The sequence below is a fragment of the Enterobacter cloacae subsp. cloacae ATCC 13047 genome (genome assembly GCF_000025565.1).
Lineage (GTDB): Bacteria > Pseudomonadota > Gammaproteobacteria > Enterobacterales > Enterobacteriaceae > Enterobacter > Enterobacter cloacae.
In genome coordinates this window covers 2,512,469-2,533,219 of the sequence record NC_014121.1, presented here as the reverse complement: position 1 = coordinate 2,533,219, position 20,751 = coordinate 2,512,469, and the positions used below count along the sequence as shown (strand labels likewise).

Here is a 20,751-nt window from a genome sequence, read left to right as displayed (position 1 = left end):
CAGTTTATCGCTAATATCGGACAACCTGATGAACGGTCTGGGACTCGACGGCTACGATCCCGATAGCCAATTCGATGCCGCGGTCGCGTTTCGCATCCGCGTGGTAGCGCAGGAGCAATATATTCCGCTCCATCAGCACCGCAAAGGGCAGATGATTCTGGCGCTGGGTGGTGCAATCACCTGTGAGGTAGAAAATGCCATGCTGATGGTTCCGCCCCAGTATGCCGTGTGGATCCCCGGGCAGATGCCCCACAGCAACAGGGCCACGCCAGGCGCGCAGCTCTGCTTTTTGTTTATTGAACCGGGTGCCGTCAGTCTGCCGGACCGGTGCTGTACCCTGAAAATATCGCCGCTGGTGCGGGAGCTGATTCTGTCGCTGGCGGGAAAAACGCGTGAGCAACTGCCGCTTGCCACCACCTCGCGTCTGGTGGATGTGCTGTTTGATGAACTGCCGCTCCAGCGCCAGGAGCATTTACAGCTGCCCGTTTCCCCTCATCCAAAAATTCGGTTTATGAGCGAAAAGATGGCGGAAGAGCCCGCCGCGTGGCAGACGCTGGCGCAATGGGCGAACCACTTTGCCATGAGTGAGCGCAACCTGGCACGGCTGGTGGTCAAAGAGACGGGCTTAAGCTTTCGCCGCTGGCGTCATCAGCTGCAGTTGATTGTGGCGTTGCAGCTGCTGATTGGCGGGAAGTCAGTTCAGCAGGTGGCGCAGTCACTTGGTTATGACTCCACCACCGCCTTTATTACGATGTTTAAAAAGGGGCTGGGGCAAACGCCTGCGCGCTATATTGCCAGCCTGACTACGACTTCCCAATAAACAGCGAAACCAGCCCGGCGGCAATGAGCGGGCCCACCGGAACGCCGCGAAAGAGCGCCACGCCAAGCACCGTTCCCACCAGCAGGCCAGCCACCAGCGAGGGCTGGCTGCTCATCAACGTGACGCCGCGACCACCCAGCCATGACACGAAAATCCCCACCGCGATAGCCACCAGTGATTTCCAGTTAACAAACGAGTGCAGCAGCGTTGAGGCCGGAAGCGTGCCGCTGGCAATGGGGGCCATCACCCCAATGGTCAAAATGATTATCCCGATCGTCAGGCCTTGTTTTTCTATCCACGGGAAAAAAGTGTTTAACGGGGTGACGCGCACAATGATCAACACCAGGATCGAGATGGCGACGGTGGTGTTATGGCTGATAAAGCCGAGTGCAGCGAGTGCCAGAAGAATAAGCAGAGTAGGGTCAAACATGAGGAGTCCTTGCCAGAATAGTAAGCCTGCTTACTTTACGCGGAAAAACGGCTGACGACAGTGTTTTAAAAAAAATAGGAGATTGTCATATCCGTGTCATTTACAGGGGATAAAACGGCATCAGGCATCGCAAAGGGTCGCTAAGATGAACGATCACATGTTTGTTGAAACGCTGATTATCTCCTCATCGTTTTTCGCTATTGCGGTGATTTTGATCGCATCAGTTCTGTTTCTGGAAAAGAGAGGCTGACAGAGGCGTCAGCCATCACGGTCACGCTTTACGAAACGTCACCAGTTCAGGGCGGGCAATGCGCAGATAATCCTGGGTATCCATGATCACGGATTTTTCCAGCAGACCGGCATTGAACGCGATTTCGTCAAAACGCTCGAACAGGAGCGGGTCGGCGACCAGCGTCAGATCCGGATGGAAGCTAAACGGTGGGATAGCACCAAACACGCAGGCGGTCAAATGATCGACTTCGGCCGGGCTTGCGAGAGAGGCTTTTAAGCCGCCGAAATGGCTGGCAAGCTGGCTCAGGTCGGCCTGCTGGTCAGCGGCCAGGATCGCCAGAACGTGTTTTTTTACGCCGTTTCCCTTCACTTTGCAGACCAGCGCTTTTGCGCCTTGCCCCAGATCGGTTCCGCGGATTTCGCTTACCGCTTCGCATTTTCCTACGGCCTCGTGCTCCATCACGCGAAAGCGCGCACCTTGCTGCGTTAATAGCGAAATGAGTTGCTGGTGGGTAGCCGTACCCTTAACCTCATCAGACATAGTCAGTTTACCTGTTATCTGCCAATACGCAGTTTCCAACAGTAGCACAGATCTTTTTGCGAAGCGGATGGATGAAAGGGAAAGAAAACAGCCAGCGTGTCGCTGGCTGTGTGGTCAGGCATTGCTGGTGGCCGATTGCTTGTGGAACAGCTCCCGGAACACCGGATAGATATCATCCTGGTCACGGATGTGTTGCATGGCGAAATTTTCGAACATCGATTGCAGATGTTCATATTCACGCCACAGCGTCTGGTGAGCACGACGCGTGATTTCGATATAGCTGTAGTAACGCACCACCGGCAAAATTTTCTTCGCCAGAATGTCGTGACACAGCGGCGAATCATCCGCCCAGTTGTCGCCATCCGACGCCTGCGCAGCATAGATGTTCCACTGAGCCGGATCGTAACGCTCTTTCACCACCTCATCCATCAGCTTCAGGGCGCTCGATACAATGGTGCCGCCCGTCTCCTGCGAGTAGAAGAACTCATGTTCATCCACCTCTTTGGCCTGGGTGTGGTGGCGGATATAAACCACTTCCACGTTCTTATAGGTTCTGCTCAGGAACAGATAGAGCAGAATGTAAAAACGCTTCGCCATATCCTTGGTGGCCTGGTCCATTGAACCGGAGACGTCCATCAGACAGAACATGACAGCCTGGCTCGAAGGCTCCGGCCGTTTTTCGTAGTTTTTATAGCGCAGGTCAAAGGTATCGATAAACGGTACCCGCTCAATCTTCGCCCTCAGCTCGGCAATCTCTTTACGCAGGCGCTCTTCTTCCAGCAGTTGCGCCGGTTCTGTGTTTTCTACCACCTTCAGGCTGCTTTCAAGTTCGCGCAGCTCCCGCCGTTTACCGGCCGTCATGGCCGTGCGCCGCGCCAGCGAGTTCTGCAGCGAACGAACGACGCTGATATTGGCCGGTACGCCGTTCGCGGTATAACCCGCGCGATGGGTTTTGTATTCGTTAAGCTGACGGTGCTGGTTCTTTTTCAGATTAGGCAGCGCCAGATCCTCAAAGAGCAGGTCGAGATACTCATCTTTTGAGATCTGAAAGACGAATTCATCCTGACCTTCACCATCCTGACTGGCCTGTCCTTGACCGCTTCCAGAACCGCCGCCGCCTCCTTGTGGGCGCTCGATTCTGTCGTTCTGAACGAAGTGGTCATTACCTGGGTGTACGCGATGGCGCAGGCCGCCACGCCCCTGATGAAACATCGGTTCGCTGATGTCATCGGTGGGGATGGAGACAGACTCGCCGCTGTCGACGTCGGTTACCGAGCGTTTGTTGATGGCCTCGGAGATCGACTGTTTAATTTGCGCTTTGTAACGGCGCAAGAAGCGCTGGCGATTCACCATGCTCTTGTTTTTGCCGTTCAGACGCCGGTCAATAAACCAGGTCATATACCCCCCGTACTGCATTTGCCAACTTGCATTTTGTCGGCCCGGTGAGCGTTAAACGCTACCGGGCACTTGTTTTAAGACGATTTCCGTACGCGCAGATACCATTCGCACAGCAAACGAACCTGTTTGCGGGTGTAGCCTTTTTCCATCATACGGTCGACAAAATCGTCGTGTTTTTTCTGCTCGTCAGTTGAGGTTTTGGTGTTAAACGAAATGACGGGTAACAGCTCCTCGGTATTAGAGAACATTTTCTTCTCGATGACCGTGCGCAGTTTCTCGTAGCTGGTCCAGTTCGGATTACGACCGTTGTTATGCGCTCTGGCACGCAGTACGAAGTTCACAATTTCGTTACGGAAGTCTTTCGGGTTACTGATCCCGGCAGGCTTCTCTATTTTTTCCAGCTCCGCATTCAGGGATTCACGGTCAAACAGCTGTCCGGTATCCGGGTCGCGGTACTCCTGATCCTGGATCCAGAAGTCAGCATAAGTGACGTAACGGTCAAAGATGTTCTGGCCGTATTCTGAATAGGATTCCAGGTAGGCCGTCTGGATCTCTTTGCCAATGAACTCGGCATATTTCGGGATCAGATAACCTTTCAGGAACTCAAGGTAACGTTCCGCCTGCTCCTGTGGGAACTGCTCGCGTTCAATCTGCTGCTCCAGCACATAGAACAGGTGGACCGGGTTGGCCGCCACTTCCGCATGGTCGAAGTTAAACACGCGGGAGAGGATCTTAAACGCGAAACGCGTGGACAGACCGTTCATGCCCTCGTCAACACCCGCATAATCGCGGTACTCCTGATACGACTTCGCTTTCGGGTCGGTATCTTTCAGGCTTTCCCCGTCATACACGCGCATTTTGGAGTAGATGCTGGAGTTTTCCGGCTCTTTCAGACGCGACAGGATGGAGAAGCGCGACAGCGTTTCCAGCGTGCCCGGTGCGCATGGCGCATGCATCAGCTCACTGTGGTTAAGCAGTTTTTCGTAAATTTTGATCTCTTCGGAGATCCGCAGGCAATAAGGCACTTTGACGATGTACACACGGTCAAGGAACGCCTCATTGTTTTTGTTATTACGGAAGGAGACCCACTCTGATTCGTTCGAGTGCGCCAGGATGATGCCGTTGAACGGCAGGGCAGAGATACCTTCCGTCCCGTTGTAGTTCCCCTCCTGGGTGGCCGTCAGCAGTGGATGCAGCACTTTAATGGGTGCTTTAAACATCTCGACGAATTCCATAATGCCCTGGTTTGCCCGGCACAGTGCGCCGGAGTAACCGTAGGCATCCGGATCATTCTGGGCGTAGTTTTCCAGCTTACGGATATCGACTTTCCCGACCAGCGCCGAGATGTCCTGGTTGTTCTCATCACCCGGTTCCGTTTTGGCGATGGCGATCTGCTCCAGAATGGATGGCCACACTTTCACGACGCGGAATTTGGTGATATCGCCACCAAACTCATGCAGGCGTTTCGCCGCCCACGGCGACATGATGGTGCCGAGATAACGACGCGGAATGCCGTACTCTTTATCCAGAATTTGCGCATCTTCCTGCGGGTTAAACAGGCACAGCGGATGGTCGTTCACCGGGCTGCGTTCACCGTTGGCGCTCAGCACATAGATAGGCACGCGCTGCATCAGCGATTTCAGCCGTTCAGCCAGCGACGATTTACCGCCACCCACCGGGCCGAGTAAATAGAGGATCTGTTTCTTCTCTTCCAGACCCTGAGCAGCATGCTTCAGGTATGAGACGATTTGCTCGATGGCATCTTCCATGCCATAGAACTCTTCAAACGCCGGGTATCGGGCGACCACCCGATTCGAAAAGAGACGGGAAAGCCGTGGTTCCTGGGCAGTATCAACCATGTTTGGCTCACCAATAGCCATCAATAGCCGTTCTGCCGCGTTGGCATAGGCACTGCGATCTTGCCGACAGATGGTAAGAAACTCCTGCAGTGTGAACTCTTCGTCCTTGGCAGCTTCATAGCGCTGGCGATAGTGATCGAATATATTCATGGCATGCCGTCCTTTTGTATAATCTGGGAACATTTGCGAATCAGCACTTTTAGCGTAATTCTTCAACGGGATAAAAAAATGCTCCGTCCTATTTGTTATGAGCGAGTATCAAGCATTCAGCAAGTCGAAATGGGAAATGGATTGGATGATCAAAGGTCTTCTTTAACTGCCTATTTAGACAAAAATTCTGATAAGTTCACGAATGATAGAGTTTTCATAACAGATGCGGGGCTTTCGGCATTTAAAAATGCCAATATTTCACCTGAGTCTCAACTTGGGATATTTTTGCAAGATGTGGGGAACCGCAAGTACGGTAAGGGTGACGCACTTATAGTCATTAGCCTTGATAGGTTATCGCGTCGTTCAAGTTGGGCTGAAAGTACTATCCAGTACATCGTGAACAGCGGTGTAGAAATCCACGACATTTCTACAAATCTCGTGTTACGGGCAGATGATCCTATGTCGAAAATCCACATGGAACTCATACAACATCGCTCGCACAATGAATCATTGATGAAGTCGGTACGTGCTAAGTTAGCTTGGGATAACAAAATTTTACGTGCATTACAGAATGGAGAGGTGATTTCCAATCGTATGCCTAACTGGTTAAAAAATGTTGATAACAAGTATCAGGTGATCCCTGAACAGGCTGAACTTATTGTTAAGTGTTTCGAGTGGTATAGGGAAGGGCTTAGTACTGGAGAGATTGTTAAGCGTATCGGTAAAAAGTGGCAGATGGTAACCGTGTCAAGGCTGATACGTGACCGCCGCTTGTTGGGTGAACATGAGCGATACAATGGTGAGGTTGTACCAAATGTTTACCCGAAAATCATTGATGAAGACTTGTTCCTAACGGCGAACAGGATGATGGATCGCGTTATGCTGGAGAAGAAAAAGCCAGCCGAGGATCTGTTACTTGAACCTGATGTAGTTCGTGAAATTTTCAAACTATATGAAAGTGGACTTGGCTCAGGGGCAATTGTTAAACGCTTGCCTAAAGGGTGGAGTACTGTAAACGTACTGCGAGTATTACGCGATAAGAAAGTAGTTACTATGAAGATTATCGATAATCTCACTTTTGAACGGGTTAATGAGAAGTTATCAAGGAGTGGTATAGCCAATCGTATTCGTAAAGATATAACAATTGCTCAGGATGATTACATCACAAACCTGTTCCCCAAAATATTAAAGTGTGGTCATTGTGGAGGGAACATCGCCATTCACTATAACCATGTCAGAACTAAGTACGTCATTTGTCGCAACAGGGAAGAGAAGAAGATTTGTGATGCCAAATCTTTCCAGTACACAAGAATTGAGAAGAATATTCTTCAACTTGTCAAAAACATCGATTTCAATAATTTAATGATGGAAGGACAGTCTGATTCTGACCTTTTGCTGACATCGTTGCGAGAAGAATTGTCTACTCTGAAGAAGGAAGAGGAAACCTATCAGATTAAAATTAATGAACGTAAGGTAGCAGGTAAGAAGACCTCTTTACCATTAATGACTGGTTTGACCGAGGTTCAAGATAGAATTGAAGAAATTGAATCCGAAATTTTAAACGCTAAAAATATCAAAGAAATCCCTGTTTTTGACTTTGATATTAATAAAGTACTTGATCCGATGAATGTTGAACTACGTGCAAAGCTAAGAAAGGAATTAAGGTTAGTACTTAAATCAGTAAAGTACTGGATTTTCGGAAAACGTATTTTCGTTCAGTTAGAATATTTCAATGAGATCCTATCCCATGTACTTGTGATAGATAATAAGCGGGGTGGTGGTGAAGTACTACATGAAATTGTCATTTCAGAATCTAATGGTGAACGTGTTTATACGGTCAATGAAGAAGGTAAAACAGTATTCATAGCATCAGTATTGATTGGCACTGATGCATGGTCACTTGCACTTAGTAGAACTAAAAAAATTATTGATGTAGGTAACTATCTGGATCTGCTTAGTAGAGAGAAGATTGAAATGATAATCCACGAAAAAGATATTGAATGGATTGATTAGTACTGTAGAGGTTTATTGATATGTGGATTAACCCACTTATAGATATGATACTTGGTATTGGCCTAGTGTGCGGTATGGGTTGGTTAATCCTTAGGTTTTGGCCTTACTTCTTCAGTGTAGTATTCATAATGGCGACGATTTATGAAGTGTGGAATATCTTCAGATGATAGATACCCCGAAAGGTGTTTTGCGGGATTAGTAACTATCTATAACTATGAATAGTACTGAACATCATAAATCGAAAAGTAGACTATCTGCCTTTCCAGTAAGTCTGGAATTGATTTAAAAATATGTATTTTACGTTTTAATTTATATTTTGGTCTCGTGTACGCTCGTATGCGAGGCTTTTTTGTATATGGTAATGCGTTGATGTGGTTTTGTAATAGAGCCTCTCAAAACGCGTCACAGCAAAGATTTGCGTTAAGTGATTCGTGAGGGTGACTGATATTAGGCGATGTGAGATTTTTCTTGGTGAAAAAACCTTCTATTTGATATAATACCAACCAAGCCAAGTCTCCTACTGGCGATAGGTAGTACTAAAATGAGGTTGCCGCCTCTACCGTTTGCCGACGGTTAAAGGTACATTACCTACTTTATGATTAGTGTCATACATAGCCCCTGAATCTTTTCAGGGGCTTTTCTATATCAAGTACAAATTACTCTCTTCTGATAAATAAATGTAAGACAATCAAGAGATGTATAACCCTATGAAATTTTTAATTGAACTCTTACTATTCCCATTCTATATAGTACTTGTTTCTGATGTTTATGATCTTAACAGTACTAGTACTTCCCATAAAGATACAATTTGTAAAGAACTACATTTATAAACATATCTCACCTAATACTACAAAATTGATAAATAAGACGTAAGACAAAAAGATGAAACAGTGGTGGTTCCGGTGGTATAATATAGGTATCTATAAAATATTTGGGACAAACGGGAAAAATGTCCTATAATAATAGATATAGCTATCTGTATGGGTCGAAAACATCCACATAGCCGAAAACGCGAAGTATAATTCCATTTCTCCCCTCTCCAGCTACAGAGACTAAATAGTAGTATATAGTTTAAAACATTATAATTCCTCCTATTGCTAATTAAAGCTAGCCCTGAAAGGGGCTACTTTTTTACGCATAGAAAAGTGAATTATGTAACACATAAGGTTTACATTATGGAAAAGAAAAATAAAGATATTCCAGTATCTATCCGTATCACAGCAGAACAAGCTGAAGCAATTCAAAAGATGCTAGTTGATACTGGCAAGGCCAAGAATCGATCAGCAGGTATTCAGTATCTGATTACTCAAATGATGATACAGGGATAAATTAAAGTATGGTTGTCTACTAACCACACAATGAGTAGAAACGCGATTACAGGACGTAACGCGAAATGACAATAGGAAAAATTATTCATGGAAGAAGAACTATTATTACCACGTTTGGTGGATAGAGAAGCACTAAGACAAGAAGCAAATAAATTACGTGAAGCCGTACTAAACGGTACTGTAGTTGATAGGGTACTAGCAAACGCACTTAGAGAAGAAATGAACCAGGGTTCAAAGTATCATGGGGAATGGACACTAGAACCTAACCAGTACATAAGCAGTGTCTTTAATAAGATGGATCTATCAAGTGGTGTAAACCTTGTAAATTCATCGGTAGGCACTGGTAAAACAACACAGTTTATACAAGAAGCTAATCCAGAGACTAACCAGAAAGCGAGAGCCAAACCAGGTTACATAGTATTAGTACCGCTAACATCTATACGTTTATCCTTTGAGGGTGATAATGATGTGTTCAGTACCGGTATTTGTACTTGGAACCAAATCGAAACAATCCTAAAGCACAGCAATAAAGAATACTTTGCGGATAAAACTCTAGTGATAGATGAGGTTCACGGATTCTTTCTAGATTATGGTTATAAGGCAAATGTGATAAACCGTCTTATTGCGTCATTCCCACTTTTCAAAAGTGTTATTATGATGTCTGGCACTGCTACTCCTAATGACTTTTCAGGAATTGAATTCAATAAAGTTTACAAAATCAATAAACCTTCTGAAGCTCGTAAAGTAATCAGTACCGTTGACCTGCCCCCACGATTAGATACAACACTCAGTTAGTAACGTCGGAATCTTCATTCTCAGAATGACCCTTTCTCCAGCCCGCTGCAAATTCAGACGGTGTCTGATAATTCAGCGTGGAGTGCGGGCGGCATTCGTTATAATCCTGCCGCCAGTCATTAATAATTTTCCTGGCATGAACGATATCGCTGAACCAGTGCTCATTCAAACATTCATCGCGAAATCGTCCGTTAAAGCTCTCAATAAATCCGTTCTGCGTTGGCTTGCCCGGCTGGATTAAGCGCAACTCAACACCATGCTCAAAGGCCCATTGATCCAGTGCACGGCAAGTGAACTCCGGCCCCTGGTCAGTTCTTATCGTCGCCGGATAGCCTCGAAACAGTGCAATGCTGTCCAGAATACGCGTGACCTGAACGCCTGAAATCCCAAAGGCAACAGTGACCGTCAGGCATTCCTTTGTGAAATCATCGACGCAGGTAAGACACTTGATCCTGCGACCGGTGGAAAGTGCGTCCATGACGAAATCCATCGACCAGGTCAGATTGGGCGCCGCCGGACGGAGCAGCGGCAGACGTTCTGTTGCCAGCCCTTTACGACGTCTTCTGCGTTTTACGCCCAGGCCACTGAGGTGATAAAGCCGGTACACGCGCTTATGATTAACATGAAGCCCTTCACGGCGCAGCAACTGCCAAATACGACGGTAGCCAAAACGCCTGCGCTCCAGTGCCAGCTCAGTGATGCGCCCTGATAAATGCGCATCAGCAGCCGGACGGTGAGCCTCATAGCGGCAGGTCGACAGGGATAAACCTGTAAGCCTGCAGGCACGACGTTGCGACAGACCGGTCGCATCACACATCAACATCACGGCTTCCCGCTTCTGGTCTGTCGTCAGTACTTTCGCCCAAGAGCCACCTGAAGCGCCTCTTTATCCAGCATGGCTTCGGCAAGCAGCTTCTTGAGTCTGGCGTTCTCTTCCTCAAGCGACTTCAGGCGCTTAACTTCAGGCACCTCCATACTGCCATACTTCTTACGCCAGGTGTAAAACGTGGCATCGGAAATGGCATGCTTGCGGCAGAGTTCACGGGCGGGTACCCCAGCTTCGGCTTCGCGGAGAATACTGATGATCTGTTCGTCGGAAAAACGCTTCTTCATGGGGATGTCCTCATGTGGCTTATGAAGACATTACTAACATCGGGGTGTACTAATCAACGGGGAGCAGGTCAACTCCATCCTGGGGTAGGGATCGATACGAGCATATATAAGGATGAATGGAACGGTACGAAGGTAATCTGTGAGGTTGTGACGGTTGAGTACTAAAAATATGATTTTAAGCAAGCATAACGCTACATATTGTGTCTATACTTATGGTTGACACCATATGGTGTACTTCATGTAGCGAGTGACATTATGGGTAAAAACCAACATGTAGTGCCTCACAACGGACAATGGGCTGTCAGAGGTGCAGGCAACGGAAAAGTAACTTCAACTCACCGTACTCAGCAAGAAGCTATAGATGCTGGGCGAGTTATTTCTCGTAATCAGGGGAGCGAATTAGTCATACATCGCCCTAACGGACAGATACGAGATAGCGACTCACATGGGAAGGACCCATACCCACCGAAAGGTTAAAGCTCATTATGACAAAAGAGGCTTTTGGCCTCTTTTTTTTTGAGATTTGTAAATGTTCCTATTGATGATCATATGCGTCCTTTCGTTTTTTAGCACAGGATAAGAGCCGTTCGTATGAGTAGTGGAGGCTCCCGGAAGAGAATCTCTCGCACCTCACTGCCAGAGCAGCAACCTGTGTGCCAGGTCAGACGCTAAGAACCGCGGGGCGTGCAGGAAAACTCTTCTTAAATTAAAGCGTAGATGGCATTTGCAAAACTTGCATGCTGATAAAATCTAATTTCAATGACATATCAATAACTCATCCAAAAATATCCATTGCCGTTATATGTCATACGGGCATTTTTCACCCTGCGGTCACAGAAGTGAAAACGGCCTGTCATCTGAAAAATGAAAAATAACGGGTTAATCAAACTGATTAGCAGGCAAAAAATTTGGGGAAGTACGGGTCTGGCGGTTACACTTCTCCCGCTGATTATTTGACTACAGGAAAGAATGGATTGTGACCAAACTCAAACTTCTGGCATTGGGCGTACTCGCCGCGACCGCAGTTAGCACCGCACAGGCGGAAAGCCAGTGGACGGTAGGTGCGGGCGTTGGCGTCATTAACAGCCCGTATAAACAGTATGATCGTGATGTTTATCCCGTTCCGGTTGTCACCTATGAAGGCGATAACTTCTGGTTCCGTGGACTCGGCGGCGGCTACTATCTGTGGAACGATACGGCCGATAAGCTCTCCATTATGGCCTACTACGATCCGACGCACTTCAAACCGGGTGACAGCGACAGCCACGCCCTGCGTCGACTCGACAAGCGTAAGAGCACCATGATGGCGGGTCTCTCTTATGTGCATAACACCGAGTATGGCTTCCTGCGTACCGCGCTGGCGGGAGACACGCTGGATAACAGCAACGGCTTTATCTGGGATCTGGCCTGGCTCTATCGCTACACGAACGGTGCGTTAACCCTGACGCCAGGTATTGGTGTGCAGTACAACAGTGAGAACTACAACGACTACTACTATGGCGTCTCTAAGAATGAGTCCCGTCGTAGCGGTCTGAAGAGCTACAGCGCAGATGATGGTTGGGATCCGTACCTGGAGCTGACCGCGAGCTACAACTTCCTGGGTGACTGGAACGTATACGGTACTGGCCGTTACGAGCGTCTGAGCGACGAAGTGAAAGACAGCCCAATGGTCGACAAGTCCTGGGCGGGTATTTTCTCTGTCGGTGTGACCTACAAGTTCTGATTGCGCATTAAAACAGTGCAATCTTTGCATTTTAACGGGGCGCTTGCGCCCCGTTTGCGTTGTGCTGGTGCGGTCAAAATAATACCGCGTCTTAGCGCTTCACAATGCGAATAGTTTGCCCTAAGCGAGACGGTTTTTCTTCGCTGGCTTTTTGCGCCGTAGTGACGCAGGCCGTTTCGACGCAGACAAACGTTTTGTAACCGTCATCGGGCACGTCGGCCATGCTCACTGAGAGTGCCGGACCTGGGTTCCAGCCCACCACGTTGCTGTGATGATGGTGAATCACTTCGATGCCACGGTTGAGGGCACTGTCGTGGATCACATTGCACGCTTCCGGATGCAGGTAAACGCGGTCGGTACGGTCAGGGAAGGTCTGCACGCCGTCGCTGAGTTTCCCTTCTTTTGCATTGTCCACTTTGTCGATATAGGTATCGCCAAGGCCGCTCACTTTTACCGCGCTGATATCACCCACGTTGAAGTAGGTGTGCAGGGCAGAGGTCGTTTCAAACTCGCCGTGCGCTTCCAGCTCAATCTCGCAGGTTTTACCCAGCTTGAAGCGGGCGTACAGGGTAAACTCGTGCGGCCACAGCGCACGGGTCTCGTCATTGGCCTGAAGCTCAAAGGTCAGCACGGCACCGTTATCATCTTCGTTATGCGCTTTCAGGGTCCACTGCTGGTTGCGGGCAAAACCATGAGAAGGCAGTCCCTGCTGCGCTGACGGGCCAAACCATGGCCAGCAGACAGGCACGCCGCCGCGGATCGCCGCTCCTTTTTTGAAAGAGGTCGCATCGCTCAGCCACAGCACTTCCGTTTCACCTTCCGGTTTCCAGGAGAGCAGGTGGGCGCCGTTCAGCGCAACGGAGGCTTTCACACGCGGGTGGTCAACGACGATAACATCAGCGCCATCAATCTGGCGACGGGAGAGCACAGGGGTAAGTTGTTCGACTACCGGAAGTGCAAAAATTTTATTAATCATTAAGCAATCCTCTGTCTTATAAATAAAAAAGGCGACCGAAGTCGCCTTTTTGGATCAAGCATTCATTCCAGTTTATTTGGAGATGTGAGCGATCAGGTCCAGTACTTTGTTAGAGTAGCCAGTTTCGTTGTCGTACCAGGATACCAGTTTAACGAAGTTGTCGTTCAGTGCGATACCTGCTTTAGCATCGAACACGGAAGTGCATACTTCGCCGTTGAAATCGGTAGATACAACGTCGTCTTCGGTGTAACCCAGAACGCCTTTCATTGGGCCTTCGGAAGCAGCTTTGATTGCTTTCTTGATGTCTTCGTAAGAAGCAGCTTTTTCCAGACGAACGGTCAGGTCAACAACGGATACGTTAGGAGTTGGAACGCGGAACGCCATACCAGTCAGTTTGCCATTCAGTTCTGGCAGTACTTTACCTACCGCTTTAGCAGCACCGGTAGAGGATGGGATGATGTTCTGAGCCGCGCCACGGCCGCCACGCCAGTCTTTGTGAGACGGGCCATCAACGGTTTTCTGAGTAGCGGTGGTCGCGTGAACGGTAGTCATCAGACCTTCGATGATGCCGAAGTTGTCGTTGATAACTTTTGCCAGCGGTGCCAGGCAGTTGGTGGTGCAGGATGCGTTAGAAACGATATCCTGGCCAGCGTAAGTTTCGAAGTTAGCACCACGAACGAACATTGGGGTGTTGTCTTTGGAAGGACCAGTCAGAACAACTTTTTTCGCACCCGCGGTGATGTGTTTACGCGCAGTTTCGTCGGTCAGGAAGATACCGGTTGCTTCAGCAACAACGTCAACACCGATTTCGTTCCATTTCAGGTTAGCTGGGTCTTTCTCAGCAGTAACGCGGATGGTTTTGCCATTAACAACCAGGTGGCCGTCTTTCACTTCAACGGTGCCGTCGAAACGACCGTGAGTTGAGTCGTACTTCAGCATGTACGCCATGTATTCAGCGTCCAGGAGATCGTTGATACCAACGATTTCGATGTCAGAACGTTTCTGAGCAGCACGGAAAACAATACGGCCGATACGGCCAAAACCGTTGATACCTACTTTGATAGTCATATATTCCACCAGCTATTTGTTAGTGAATAAAAGGTTGCCTGTAAAATTACAAAAACCTTACGCAGCGTCAAGCGGAATCGTGTCAATCATTGCGACAAATCAATCCTGTGACTAACGTTTGTGCGACTGACTCGCCTCACTTTCCCTTTGAGCTAGCAACCACATGGGGGCTGCGCCCGGAATTTTAAAGGCCTCGCAGGATAAATATGTGAGCATGATCACAATTGCCTGACCGCCTTTTCGCGACACATAAGTTTAGATCAAAAGTGCACGCAAGGGTGTTAATGTTTTGTTAGAATCCGGGTTAAAAGGTGTCTGTTTCTACAGCGAGATGTAAGCATATGTCGAACCAACGTAACCCTGACGATTTGAAAAAAAACCTCACAGAAATGCAGTTTTACGTGACGCAGAATCACGGCACGGAGCCGCCATTTACCGGGCGTTTACTGCATAACAAACGCGATGGCGTATACCATTGCCTGGTCTGTGACGCCCCCCTGTTCAATTCACAAACGAAATACGATTCTGGCTGCGGCTGGCCGAGCTTTTACGAGCCGGTGAGCGATGACGCGATCCGCTACTTAACTGACTCGTCGCACGGGATGGTGCGTACCGAAATTCGCTGCGGCAACTGCGATGCGCACCTGGGGCATGTCTTCCCGGATGGCCCTCAGCCAACGGGCGAGCGTTTCTGCGTTAACTCAGCTTCTCTGAGCTTTAGCGACGATGAAAACGGCGACCAGATTAAAGGTTGAAAAAACGATTCAGCAAATTATTCCTTTGAAAGGGAGAGATCGTGAATATTGATGACATGATTAACGGTATGACGCCGGAAGTTTATCAGCGTCTGGTCACCGCCGTTGAGCTGGGGAAATGGCCTGATGGCGTTGCCTTAACCCCGGAGCAAAAAGAGAACAGTCTGCAGCTGGTCATGCTGTGGCAGGCGCGCAACAACACCGATGCGCAACACATGACAATCGATACCAACGGCCAGATGGTGATGAAGAGCAAGCGTGAACTGAAGGAAGAGTTTGGTATCACGCCAAAGCCGATTGCGACGATGAAAATACAATAACGGTGTAGGTTGATGTCCTCACTCAACCCTCTCCTTGTGGGAGAGGGTTTGATTGCCTCACTACTTGTGCGAGATCCCGAGCGACTCCGCCAGCTGCTTCGCTAACTGGTTATTATCATCCGCCCCATACTCCCAGAACATTGCGCCTGCCAGACCTTTCTCTTTGATATAGTCCGCTTTGATGGCGACGGAACGTGGATTCTCATACGAGAGGGCAAACAGATCCTTTCCGTCGGCGCCCTTCACGGAAAGCCACGGCACTTTCGCCTGGTCGTCCCAGTGTTCGGTAAAGCGCTTTTGCGGGTCGTTTAGCAGTTTCTTCACGATATCGTTGTACTTCACGTAGGTATCTTTGGTCAGGTCATAACCGAGTGATCTGAACAACCCGATCTCCTGTGGGCCGAAGTAAGGCTGTGTCACCGGATTGTTTTGCGCATCGGGCTTGCTCCAGTCAATGCCCGGTTCCACAGCGCGTTTTGGCACGCGCCCATAGAAACCAATCCCAAGGTTCATCTGCTGTGGCTTCAGCCCCGCGGCCAGATAATTGTTCACCACAAAATCAACGCTGTATTTATCTGCTGCCGCCACGGTCGGCCAGGCGCTGGAGTCATACAGGTTCGCGTTAAAATACTGAGTGCCGTACGCCATGTCGTAGGTCATCAGGTTGATATAGTCGAGAAGGGGAGCAATGGCTTTCACATCGACCCAGCTTTTCGGACTTTCCGCATTGGCCCCAACCGCAATCGTGACCAGTTTTTTCTGCCCGAAGGCGGCACGCAGCTCTTTCAGCAGGAAGGTGAAGTTATCCCGGTCTGCAGGCGTGCTTGCGACCAGCCCCCATGCGCCGTTTACCGGGTACTCCCAGTCAAGGTCGATCCCGTCCAGACCGTATTTCTCAACAATCTCCTGCGCCGAGCGGATAAACACCGCGCGGCTCTCTTTGGTGGCTGCTGCGCCCGAGAAACCACGGGCACCCCAGCCGCCGACGGAAAGCAGAACGTTTAAGTTCGGGTTTTGTTTACGAAGCTGTGGGATAAGCGCCAGGTCGGACGCCACTTTCGGAGATAACCAGATCTGATGCAGCTTCGCCGGATCTTTCAGTGCGGCGTTGGTTTCGTCTTTTTCGTTATTGTAGATAAGGCCAAACGAATAGTTCAGGTGGGTGATCTGGCGGACATCAAGCGTATTGATATCGCCGCCGGGTCCGGCAGTGACATCACCACCGCCGTTGAAGTAGCCCACGGACATCAGGGGAGCGGCGTAAGCAACTGACGCGCAAAGCAAGGGTAAAGCTGCCAGCAATGGCAAACGTTTCATAGGTGTTCCTCTTTGACATAATAAAAATAACCACGCCACAGAAAAAGCGTGGCGAAAAAACAGCCTGAAAAGCATAGCATTGCCGCTTCGCTGGTGATGCGAGGGAGTTCACTTTATGGGGATCGGAGTGGAAATACCGGGAAAGGCGAAGCCGCCCCCCGGCATAAAAGACTACGCCTGCGTCTCCAGCCAGTCTGCCAGCGTATACAGCGTCGCGCCTTCAGCGGCCATATCCATAAACGCCTGCGCGCTGTCCTGCGGTTGAATGTTCACCCCGCGACAGCCGTCGGTGATGACGCTGACCGTATAACCCAACTGGAGCGCGTCCAGCACGGTAAACTTCACGCAGTAATCGGTTGCCAGACCCAGCACAATCAGCTCGGTGATTTCGTGGTGACGTAACCACGCGTCCAGCGCCGTTTTCTGACGATGTCCGTTATCGAAAAAGGCGCTGTAGCTGTCAATAGCCGGGTTTTCGCCTTTATGAAACACCGCGTCGATGGCTTTCTGATTCAGCAGCGGATGTAGCGCGGCGCCTTCCGTTTGCTGCACGCAGTGATCGGGCCAGAAGGTTTGCGCCAGACCGTCGAGCTCACCCTGGCTGAAGGGTTCAACGCCGTGCTGGCTGGCAAAACTGCCATGGTTGGCCGGATGCCAGTCCTGGCTTGCGACAACGGCTTCACCGCGCGATTTACACCAGTCAATCAGGGTATTGGCCACGTCGACCGTGCTGTCACCTTCTGCGACGGCCAGTGCGCCGCCCGCGCAGAAATCATTTTGCAAATCGACCAGTAACAGGGCGCGTTGCTTCATGAGGCCTCCTTATTCGTCCGGGGTTAGTTCGCCGCGCAGGTTTTGCATCATGGCGCTGCGAATGGACTGGATGTCCAGATCCTGACTCAGTAAATAATGAAGTTTAGTCAGTGTGGCCTCGACGGTCATATCGAATCCGCTGATCACCCCCGCATGCGCCAGGGCGTTACCGGTGGCATAGCCGCCCATATTGACCTTGCCGGACATACATTGCGTCAGGTTAACCACCACAATCCCGCGCTCGCTCGCTTCCTGCAGCTCTTTCAGGAATTCACTGTTCTGCGGCGCGTTACCCACACCGTAGGAGCGCAAAATCAGCGCTTTTACCGGCTGGCGCAGGAAGTTACGCACCACATCAGCAGAGATGCCCGGATAAATGGTTACCACACCGATCGGCTGCGGGGTGATCGGGTGAACGATCAGCTCGCCTGAGGTGGTCGGCGCAGGCGGCGTGCCCAGACGACGAATATGAATACCCGCTTCCAGCAGCGGTTGCAGGTTTGGAGAGGCGAAGGCGTCAAACCCATCGGCGTGCGCTTTGGTGGTACGGTTGCCACGATACAGACGGTTGTTGAAGAACAGCGAGACCTCGTTAATCGGGTAGTTTGCCGCCACGTAGAGGGAGTTAAGCAGGTTAATCTGTCCATCCGAGCGCAGTTCCGCCAGCGGAATTTGCGAGCCGGTGACAATCACCGGTTTGCTCAGGTTTTCCAGCATGAAGGAGAGCGCCGAGGCGGTAAAGGCCATGGTGTCGGTACCATGCAGGATCACAAAGCCGTCGTACTGGTCGTAATGGGCTTTGATGTCATCCGCGATATGCTGCCAGTCTTCCGGCGTCATGTCGGAGGAGTCCATCAGCGGCTCGTACTCGTGGATGGTAAAGTCAGGCATTTCCGGGCGGTGGAATTCCGGCATCAGGGCAAGCTGACGTTGAAGATGACCGGACACAGGAATATAGCCGTTTTCAGAGCGCTGCATCCCGATGGTACCGCCAGTGTAGGCTACATAAATCGATTTCTTCTGCATGGTAGTGATTTCTTGTTCTTCAAAAGAAAAAAATCCCCTCTTCACCGGAAGAGGGGACGGGGTTTAACGTACGTTTGAGCAGGTCAGGCAAAACGCGTAACGACTTTGTGGATCATTAAACGCCGCGAGCTTATCGCTTTCCGCTTTCATCGCTTTCGCGGCCGTGGCGACAGGCGCTGGCAGATAAGCCTGCAGCGCTTCCGGCAACATGGCGCGCACGGAGACGGACATGCTGTCCATCACCATATCGAAGAACGACGGCTCATCCTGATAGTATTCAACATGCCACTGTTTGAGCTTCGCCAGTTCGGCGGCTTTCTTCACCGCGTCATCAAAGTCACCCAGGCTGTCGACCAGGCCGTTGCTCTTCGCATCCTGTCCTGTCCAGACGTGGCCCTGAGCAATTTCGTCGATCTGCTGCGGCGTCTTTTTACGCGAGTCAGCGACCAGCGTGATAAAGCGCTTGTAGCCATTCTCAATGCTGAGCTGCATCATCTCGGACACTTCAGGTGGCAGGGATTTGGTTACCGACACATCCGCCAGCGGTGAAGTGGCCACACCATCCGTATGCACACCCAGGTAATCCAGGCTGTTCTCTACCGTGTTGATCACCCCGAAGATGCCAATTGATCCGGTCAGGGTGCTTGGGTTAGCGACGATGTAGTTAGCTGGGGTTGAGATCCAGTAACCGCCGGAAGCCGCCATGCCGCCCATGGAAACCACCACCGGTTTACCTGCTGCACGCGCAGCGGCCAGCTCGGCGCGGATCACTTCAGAGGCGCTGACGCTGCCCCCCGGGCTGTTCACACGCAGCACAATCGCTTTCACTTTCGGGTCAAGACGCGCGTCACGGATCTGCGACGCGGTGGTATCACCCCCGACGTTCCCCGGAGTCTCCTGACCGTCCATGATTGCGCCATTGGCGAAGACAACTGCAACGCTGTCACCGCTCTCATCCGGCTTTTTCGCCGCGTAATCGTACATGCTGATCGCGCTGTAATTTTTATCCTCTTTGCTCCAGCCGAACTGTTTGCTCAGGGACTTTTCGATCTCCGCGCTGGTTCCCAGGGCATCGACCAGCTTGTTATCAAGCGCATATTTCGCGGTATCGCCGTCAACCTTGCGCAAGCCGTCCAGCACGCCCTGAGCACCAGGGAAGACCTGTGCAGGGGTAATCTGGCGGTTACTGGCAACTGTGGTCAGGTAGTTCTGCCACAGCTCACCAATCCAGCGGCTGTCCGCTTCACGGGCGGCAGGAGACATGTCATCACGGATGAATGGCTCAACGGCAGATTTATACGTACCGACGCGGAACACATGGGTGGTGACCTTCAGCTTGTCGAGCAGAGATTTGTAGTAAAGCCCGTTCGTGGCAAAGCCGTGCAGGTCGACCGTACCCTGAGGTGAAAGCCAGATTTTATTGGCAAAGCTCGCCAGATAATATTGCCCCTGGCTGTAGCTGTCGCCTATTGCGATCACCGGTTTACCGCTGTCACGGAATTCACGCAGGGCTTTGCCGATGTACTGCATGGAAGGCTGGTCGGCCCCGGCAAAATCTTTCAGATCCAGCACGATACCCGTAATGTTGCGATCATCTTTTGCCTGACGAATGGTATCGACAATATCGAACAGGGAGTTTTCCTGCAGACGGTCCGAGGTAGCGCCGAACAGCTGACGACCAATCACTCCCAGACGATTGCTGGTGGAAGGCTTATCGACAATCACGCCGGTGATGTCGAGCAGCAACGCGCCGCGCGTCGAATGCTGTGACTGGTTTGCGTTACTGATGTGCATCCAGATGCCCGCGCAAACCAGCACCAGGAGGATGAACACGAGGTTCATCACCAGGTTGCGGACGAAATTGAGCAGTCGCCACGTCCATTTAAAGAAACCGGCAAAGATTCGCCAAAGGGTTCGCATGTATTCTCCCTAACCAGAAAATGACTGTTTCCGTCGCCACTGGACGGTAATGTTGGGTTATCGTAATGACCCAACCGCCACTTGTCAGCAGGAATCGCCTGCCAGGCTGTAACAAAATCTGCCGTCGTGTTAATTTTGTGAGTAAATTTCAAGAA

Annotated in this window: 20 protein-coding genes; 9 read left to right on the top strand and 11 right to left on the bottom strand. The window is 50.2% G+C overall.

Translation table 11 applies throughout. The features are described from left to right. Positions 1-28: 28 nt before the first annotated feature. Positions 29-820, top strand: a complete 792-nt coding sequence (locus ECL_RS12175) for an AraC family transcriptional regulator (protein ID WP_013097064.1) — start codon at positions 29-31, stop codon at positions 818-820. Here ECL_RS12175 and ECL_RS12170 read toward each other — a convergent pair. Next, positions 804-1,250 (bottom strand): DUF441 domain-containing protein, encoded by a 447-nt coding sequence (locus ECL_RS12170; protein ID WP_008500737.1) that lies wholly within the window; start codon positions 1,248-1,250, stop codon positions 804-806. The two genes, ECL_RS12175 and ECL_RS12170, sit on opposite strands and share 17 nt — an antisense overlap. 145 nt (positions 1,251-1,395) lie before the next feature. Here ECL_RS12170 and yoaI point away from each other — a divergent pair, with 145 nt between their 5' ends. Beyond that, positions 1,396-1,500: a small membrane protein YoaI gene (yoaI, locus tag ECL_RS27760; protein WP_020690334.1), complete on the top strand. Its 105-nt coding sequence runs from the start codon at positions 1,396-1,398 to the stop codon at positions 1,498-1,500. 21 nt (positions 1,501-1,521) lie between these two features. Here yoaI and ECL_RS12165 read toward each other — a convergent pair whose 3' ends face one another. The 3 genes from ECL_RS12165 to yeaG all read right to left on the bottom strand — a co-directional run bounded on the left by ECL_RS12165 (position 1,522) and on the right by yeaG (position 5,429). Further along, complete coding sequence (locus tag ECL_RS12165) at positions 1,522-2,022, bottom strand: YbaK/prolyl-tRNA synthetase associated domain-containing protein (RefSeq protein ID WP_013097062.1); 501 nt, start codon at positions 2,020-2,022, stop codon at positions 1,522-1,524. A gap of 114 nt (positions 2,023-2,136) precedes the next feature. Continuing rightward, a complete protein-coding gene (locus ECL_RS12160) occupies positions 2,137-3,420 on the bottom strand; it encodes a YeaH/YhbH family protein (RefSeq protein ID WP_013097061.1) in 1,284 nt (427 codons plus the stop codon). Positions 3,421-3,494: 74 nt separating this feature from the next. Continuing rightward, positions 3,495-5,429, bottom strand: coding sequence for a protein kinase YeaG (gene yeaG / locus ECL_RS12155; protein WP_013097060.1), 1,935 nt, complete (start codon positions 5,427-5,429; stop codon positions 3,495-3,497). A gap of 78 nt (positions 5,430-5,507) precedes the next feature. Between yeaG and ECL_RS12150 the strand changes: the two genes are divergently transcribed. The 3 genes from ECL_RS12150 (at position 5,508) to ECL_RS12140 (ending at position 9,565) form a co-directional block, all read left to right on the top strand. Further along, a complete protein-coding gene (locus ECL_RS12150; RefSeq protein ID WP_044158682.1) occupies positions 5,508-7,442 on the top strand; it encodes a recombinase family protein in 1,935 nt (644 codons plus the stop codon). 1,175 nt (positions 7,443-8,617) lie between these two features. Continuing rightward, positions 8,618-8,770 carry a hypothetical protein gene (locus ECL_RS12145; protein ID WP_223563056.1) on the top strand — a complete coding sequence of 51 codons (153 nt, stop codon included), beginning with the start codon at positions 8,618-8,620 and terminating at the stop codon, positions 8,768-8,770. Between the two features lie 87 nt (positions 8,771-8,857). Continuing rightward, positions 8,858-9,565 (top strand): DEAD/DEAH box helicase family protein, encoded by a 708-nt coding sequence (locus ECL_RS12140; RefSeq protein ID WP_044158684.1) that lies wholly within the window; start codon positions 8,858-8,860, stop codon positions 9,563-9,565. On the opposite strand, the gene ECL_RS12135 is transcribed toward ECL_RS12140, so the two are convergent. Further along, positions 9,558-10,678 (bottom strand): IS3-like element ISSen4 family transposase gene (locus ECL_RS12135; RefSeq protein WP_144340281.1). Its coding sequence is split into 2 segments (ribosomal slippage): positions 9,558-10,420 and positions 10,420-10,678, totalling 1,122 coding nucleotides; the frame shifts between segments, so codons are not numbered across the junction. The two genes, ECL_RS12140 and ECL_RS12135, sit on opposite strands and share 8 nt — an antisense overlap. A gap of 255 nt (positions 10,679-10,933) precedes the next feature. Here ECL_RS12135 and ECL_RS12130 point away from each other — a divergent pair. After that, positions 10,934-11,155, top strand: coding sequence for a DUF2188 domain-containing protein (locus tag ECL_RS12130; RefSeq protein WP_129327987.1), 222 nt, complete (start codon positions 10,934-10,936; stop codon positions 11,153-11,155). A 499-nt stretch (positions 11,156-11,654) separates the two neighbouring features. Continuing rightward, positions 11,655-12,401 carry a MipA/OmpV family protein gene (locus tag ECL_RS12125; protein WP_013097055.1) on the top strand — a complete coding sequence of 249 codons (747 nt, stop codon included), beginning with the start codon at positions 11,655-11,657 and terminating at the stop codon, positions 12,399-12,401. A 91-nt stretch (positions 12,402-12,492) separates the two neighbouring features. On the opposite strand, the gene ECL_RS12120 is transcribed toward ECL_RS12125, so the two are convergent. After that, positions 12,493-13,377, bottom strand: a complete 885-nt coding sequence (locus ECL_RS12120; protein WP_013097054.1) for a D-hexose-6-phosphate mutarotase — start codon at positions 13,375-13,377, stop codon at positions 12,493-12,495. A 72-nt stretch (positions 13,378-13,449) separates the two neighbouring features. Beyond that, positions 13,450-14,445 carry a glyceraldehyde-3-phosphate dehydrogenase gene (gapA, locus tag ECL_RS12115; RefSeq protein WP_013097053.1) on the bottom strand — a complete coding sequence of 332 codons (996 nt, stop codon included), beginning with the start codon at positions 14,443-14,445 and terminating at the stop codon, positions 13,450-13,452. A gap of 341 nt (positions 14,446-14,786) precedes the next feature. On the opposite strand from gapA, the gene msrB reads away from it, so the two are divergent. After that, positions 14,787-15,200 carry a peptide-methionine (R)-S-oxide reductase MsrB gene (msrB, locus tag ECL_RS12110; protein WP_013097052.1) on the top strand — a complete coding sequence of 138 codons (414 nt, stop codon included), beginning with the start codon at positions 14,787-14,789 and terminating at the stop codon, positions 15,198-15,200. Positions 15,201-15,241: 41 nt separating this feature from the next. After that, positions 15,242-15,520, top strand: coding sequence for a YeaC family protein (locus ECL_RS12105; protein WP_013097051.1), 279 nt, complete (start codon positions 15,242-15,244; stop codon positions 15,518-15,520). 60 nt (positions 15,521-15,580) lie between these two features. On the opposite strand, the gene chiD is transcribed toward ECL_RS12105, so the two are convergent. The 4 genes from chiD to sppA form a co-directional block, all read right to left on the bottom strand. After that, positions 15,581-16,837, bottom strand: a complete 1,257-nt coding sequence (gene chiD / locus ECL_RS12100; RefSeq protein WP_013097050.1) for a chitinase ChiD — start codon at positions 16,835-16,837, stop codon at positions 15,581-15,583. Positions 16,838-17,008: 171 nt separating this feature from the next. Next, positions 17,009-17,650 carry a bifunctional nicotinamidase/pyrazinamidase gene (gene pncA, locus ECL_RS12095; RefSeq protein ID WP_013097049.1) on the bottom strand — a complete coding sequence of 214 codons (642 nt, stop codon included), beginning with the start codon at positions 17,648-17,650 and terminating at the stop codon, positions 17,009-17,011. A 9-nt stretch (positions 17,651-17,659) separates the two neighbouring features. Further along, positions 17,660-18,676, bottom strand: a complete 1,017-nt coding sequence (ansA, locus tag ECL_RS12090) for an asparaginase (RefSeq protein ID WP_013097048.1) — start codon at positions 18,674-18,676, stop codon at positions 17,660-17,662. A gap of 63 nt (positions 18,677-18,739) precedes the next feature. Continuing rightward, positions 18,740-20,596 (bottom strand): signal peptide peptidase SppA, encoded by a 1,857-nt coding sequence (gene sppA / locus ECL_RS12085; protein ID WP_013097047.1) that lies wholly within the window; start codon positions 20,594-20,596, stop codon positions 18,740-18,742. Positions 20,597-20,751 lie beyond the last annotated feature (155 nt).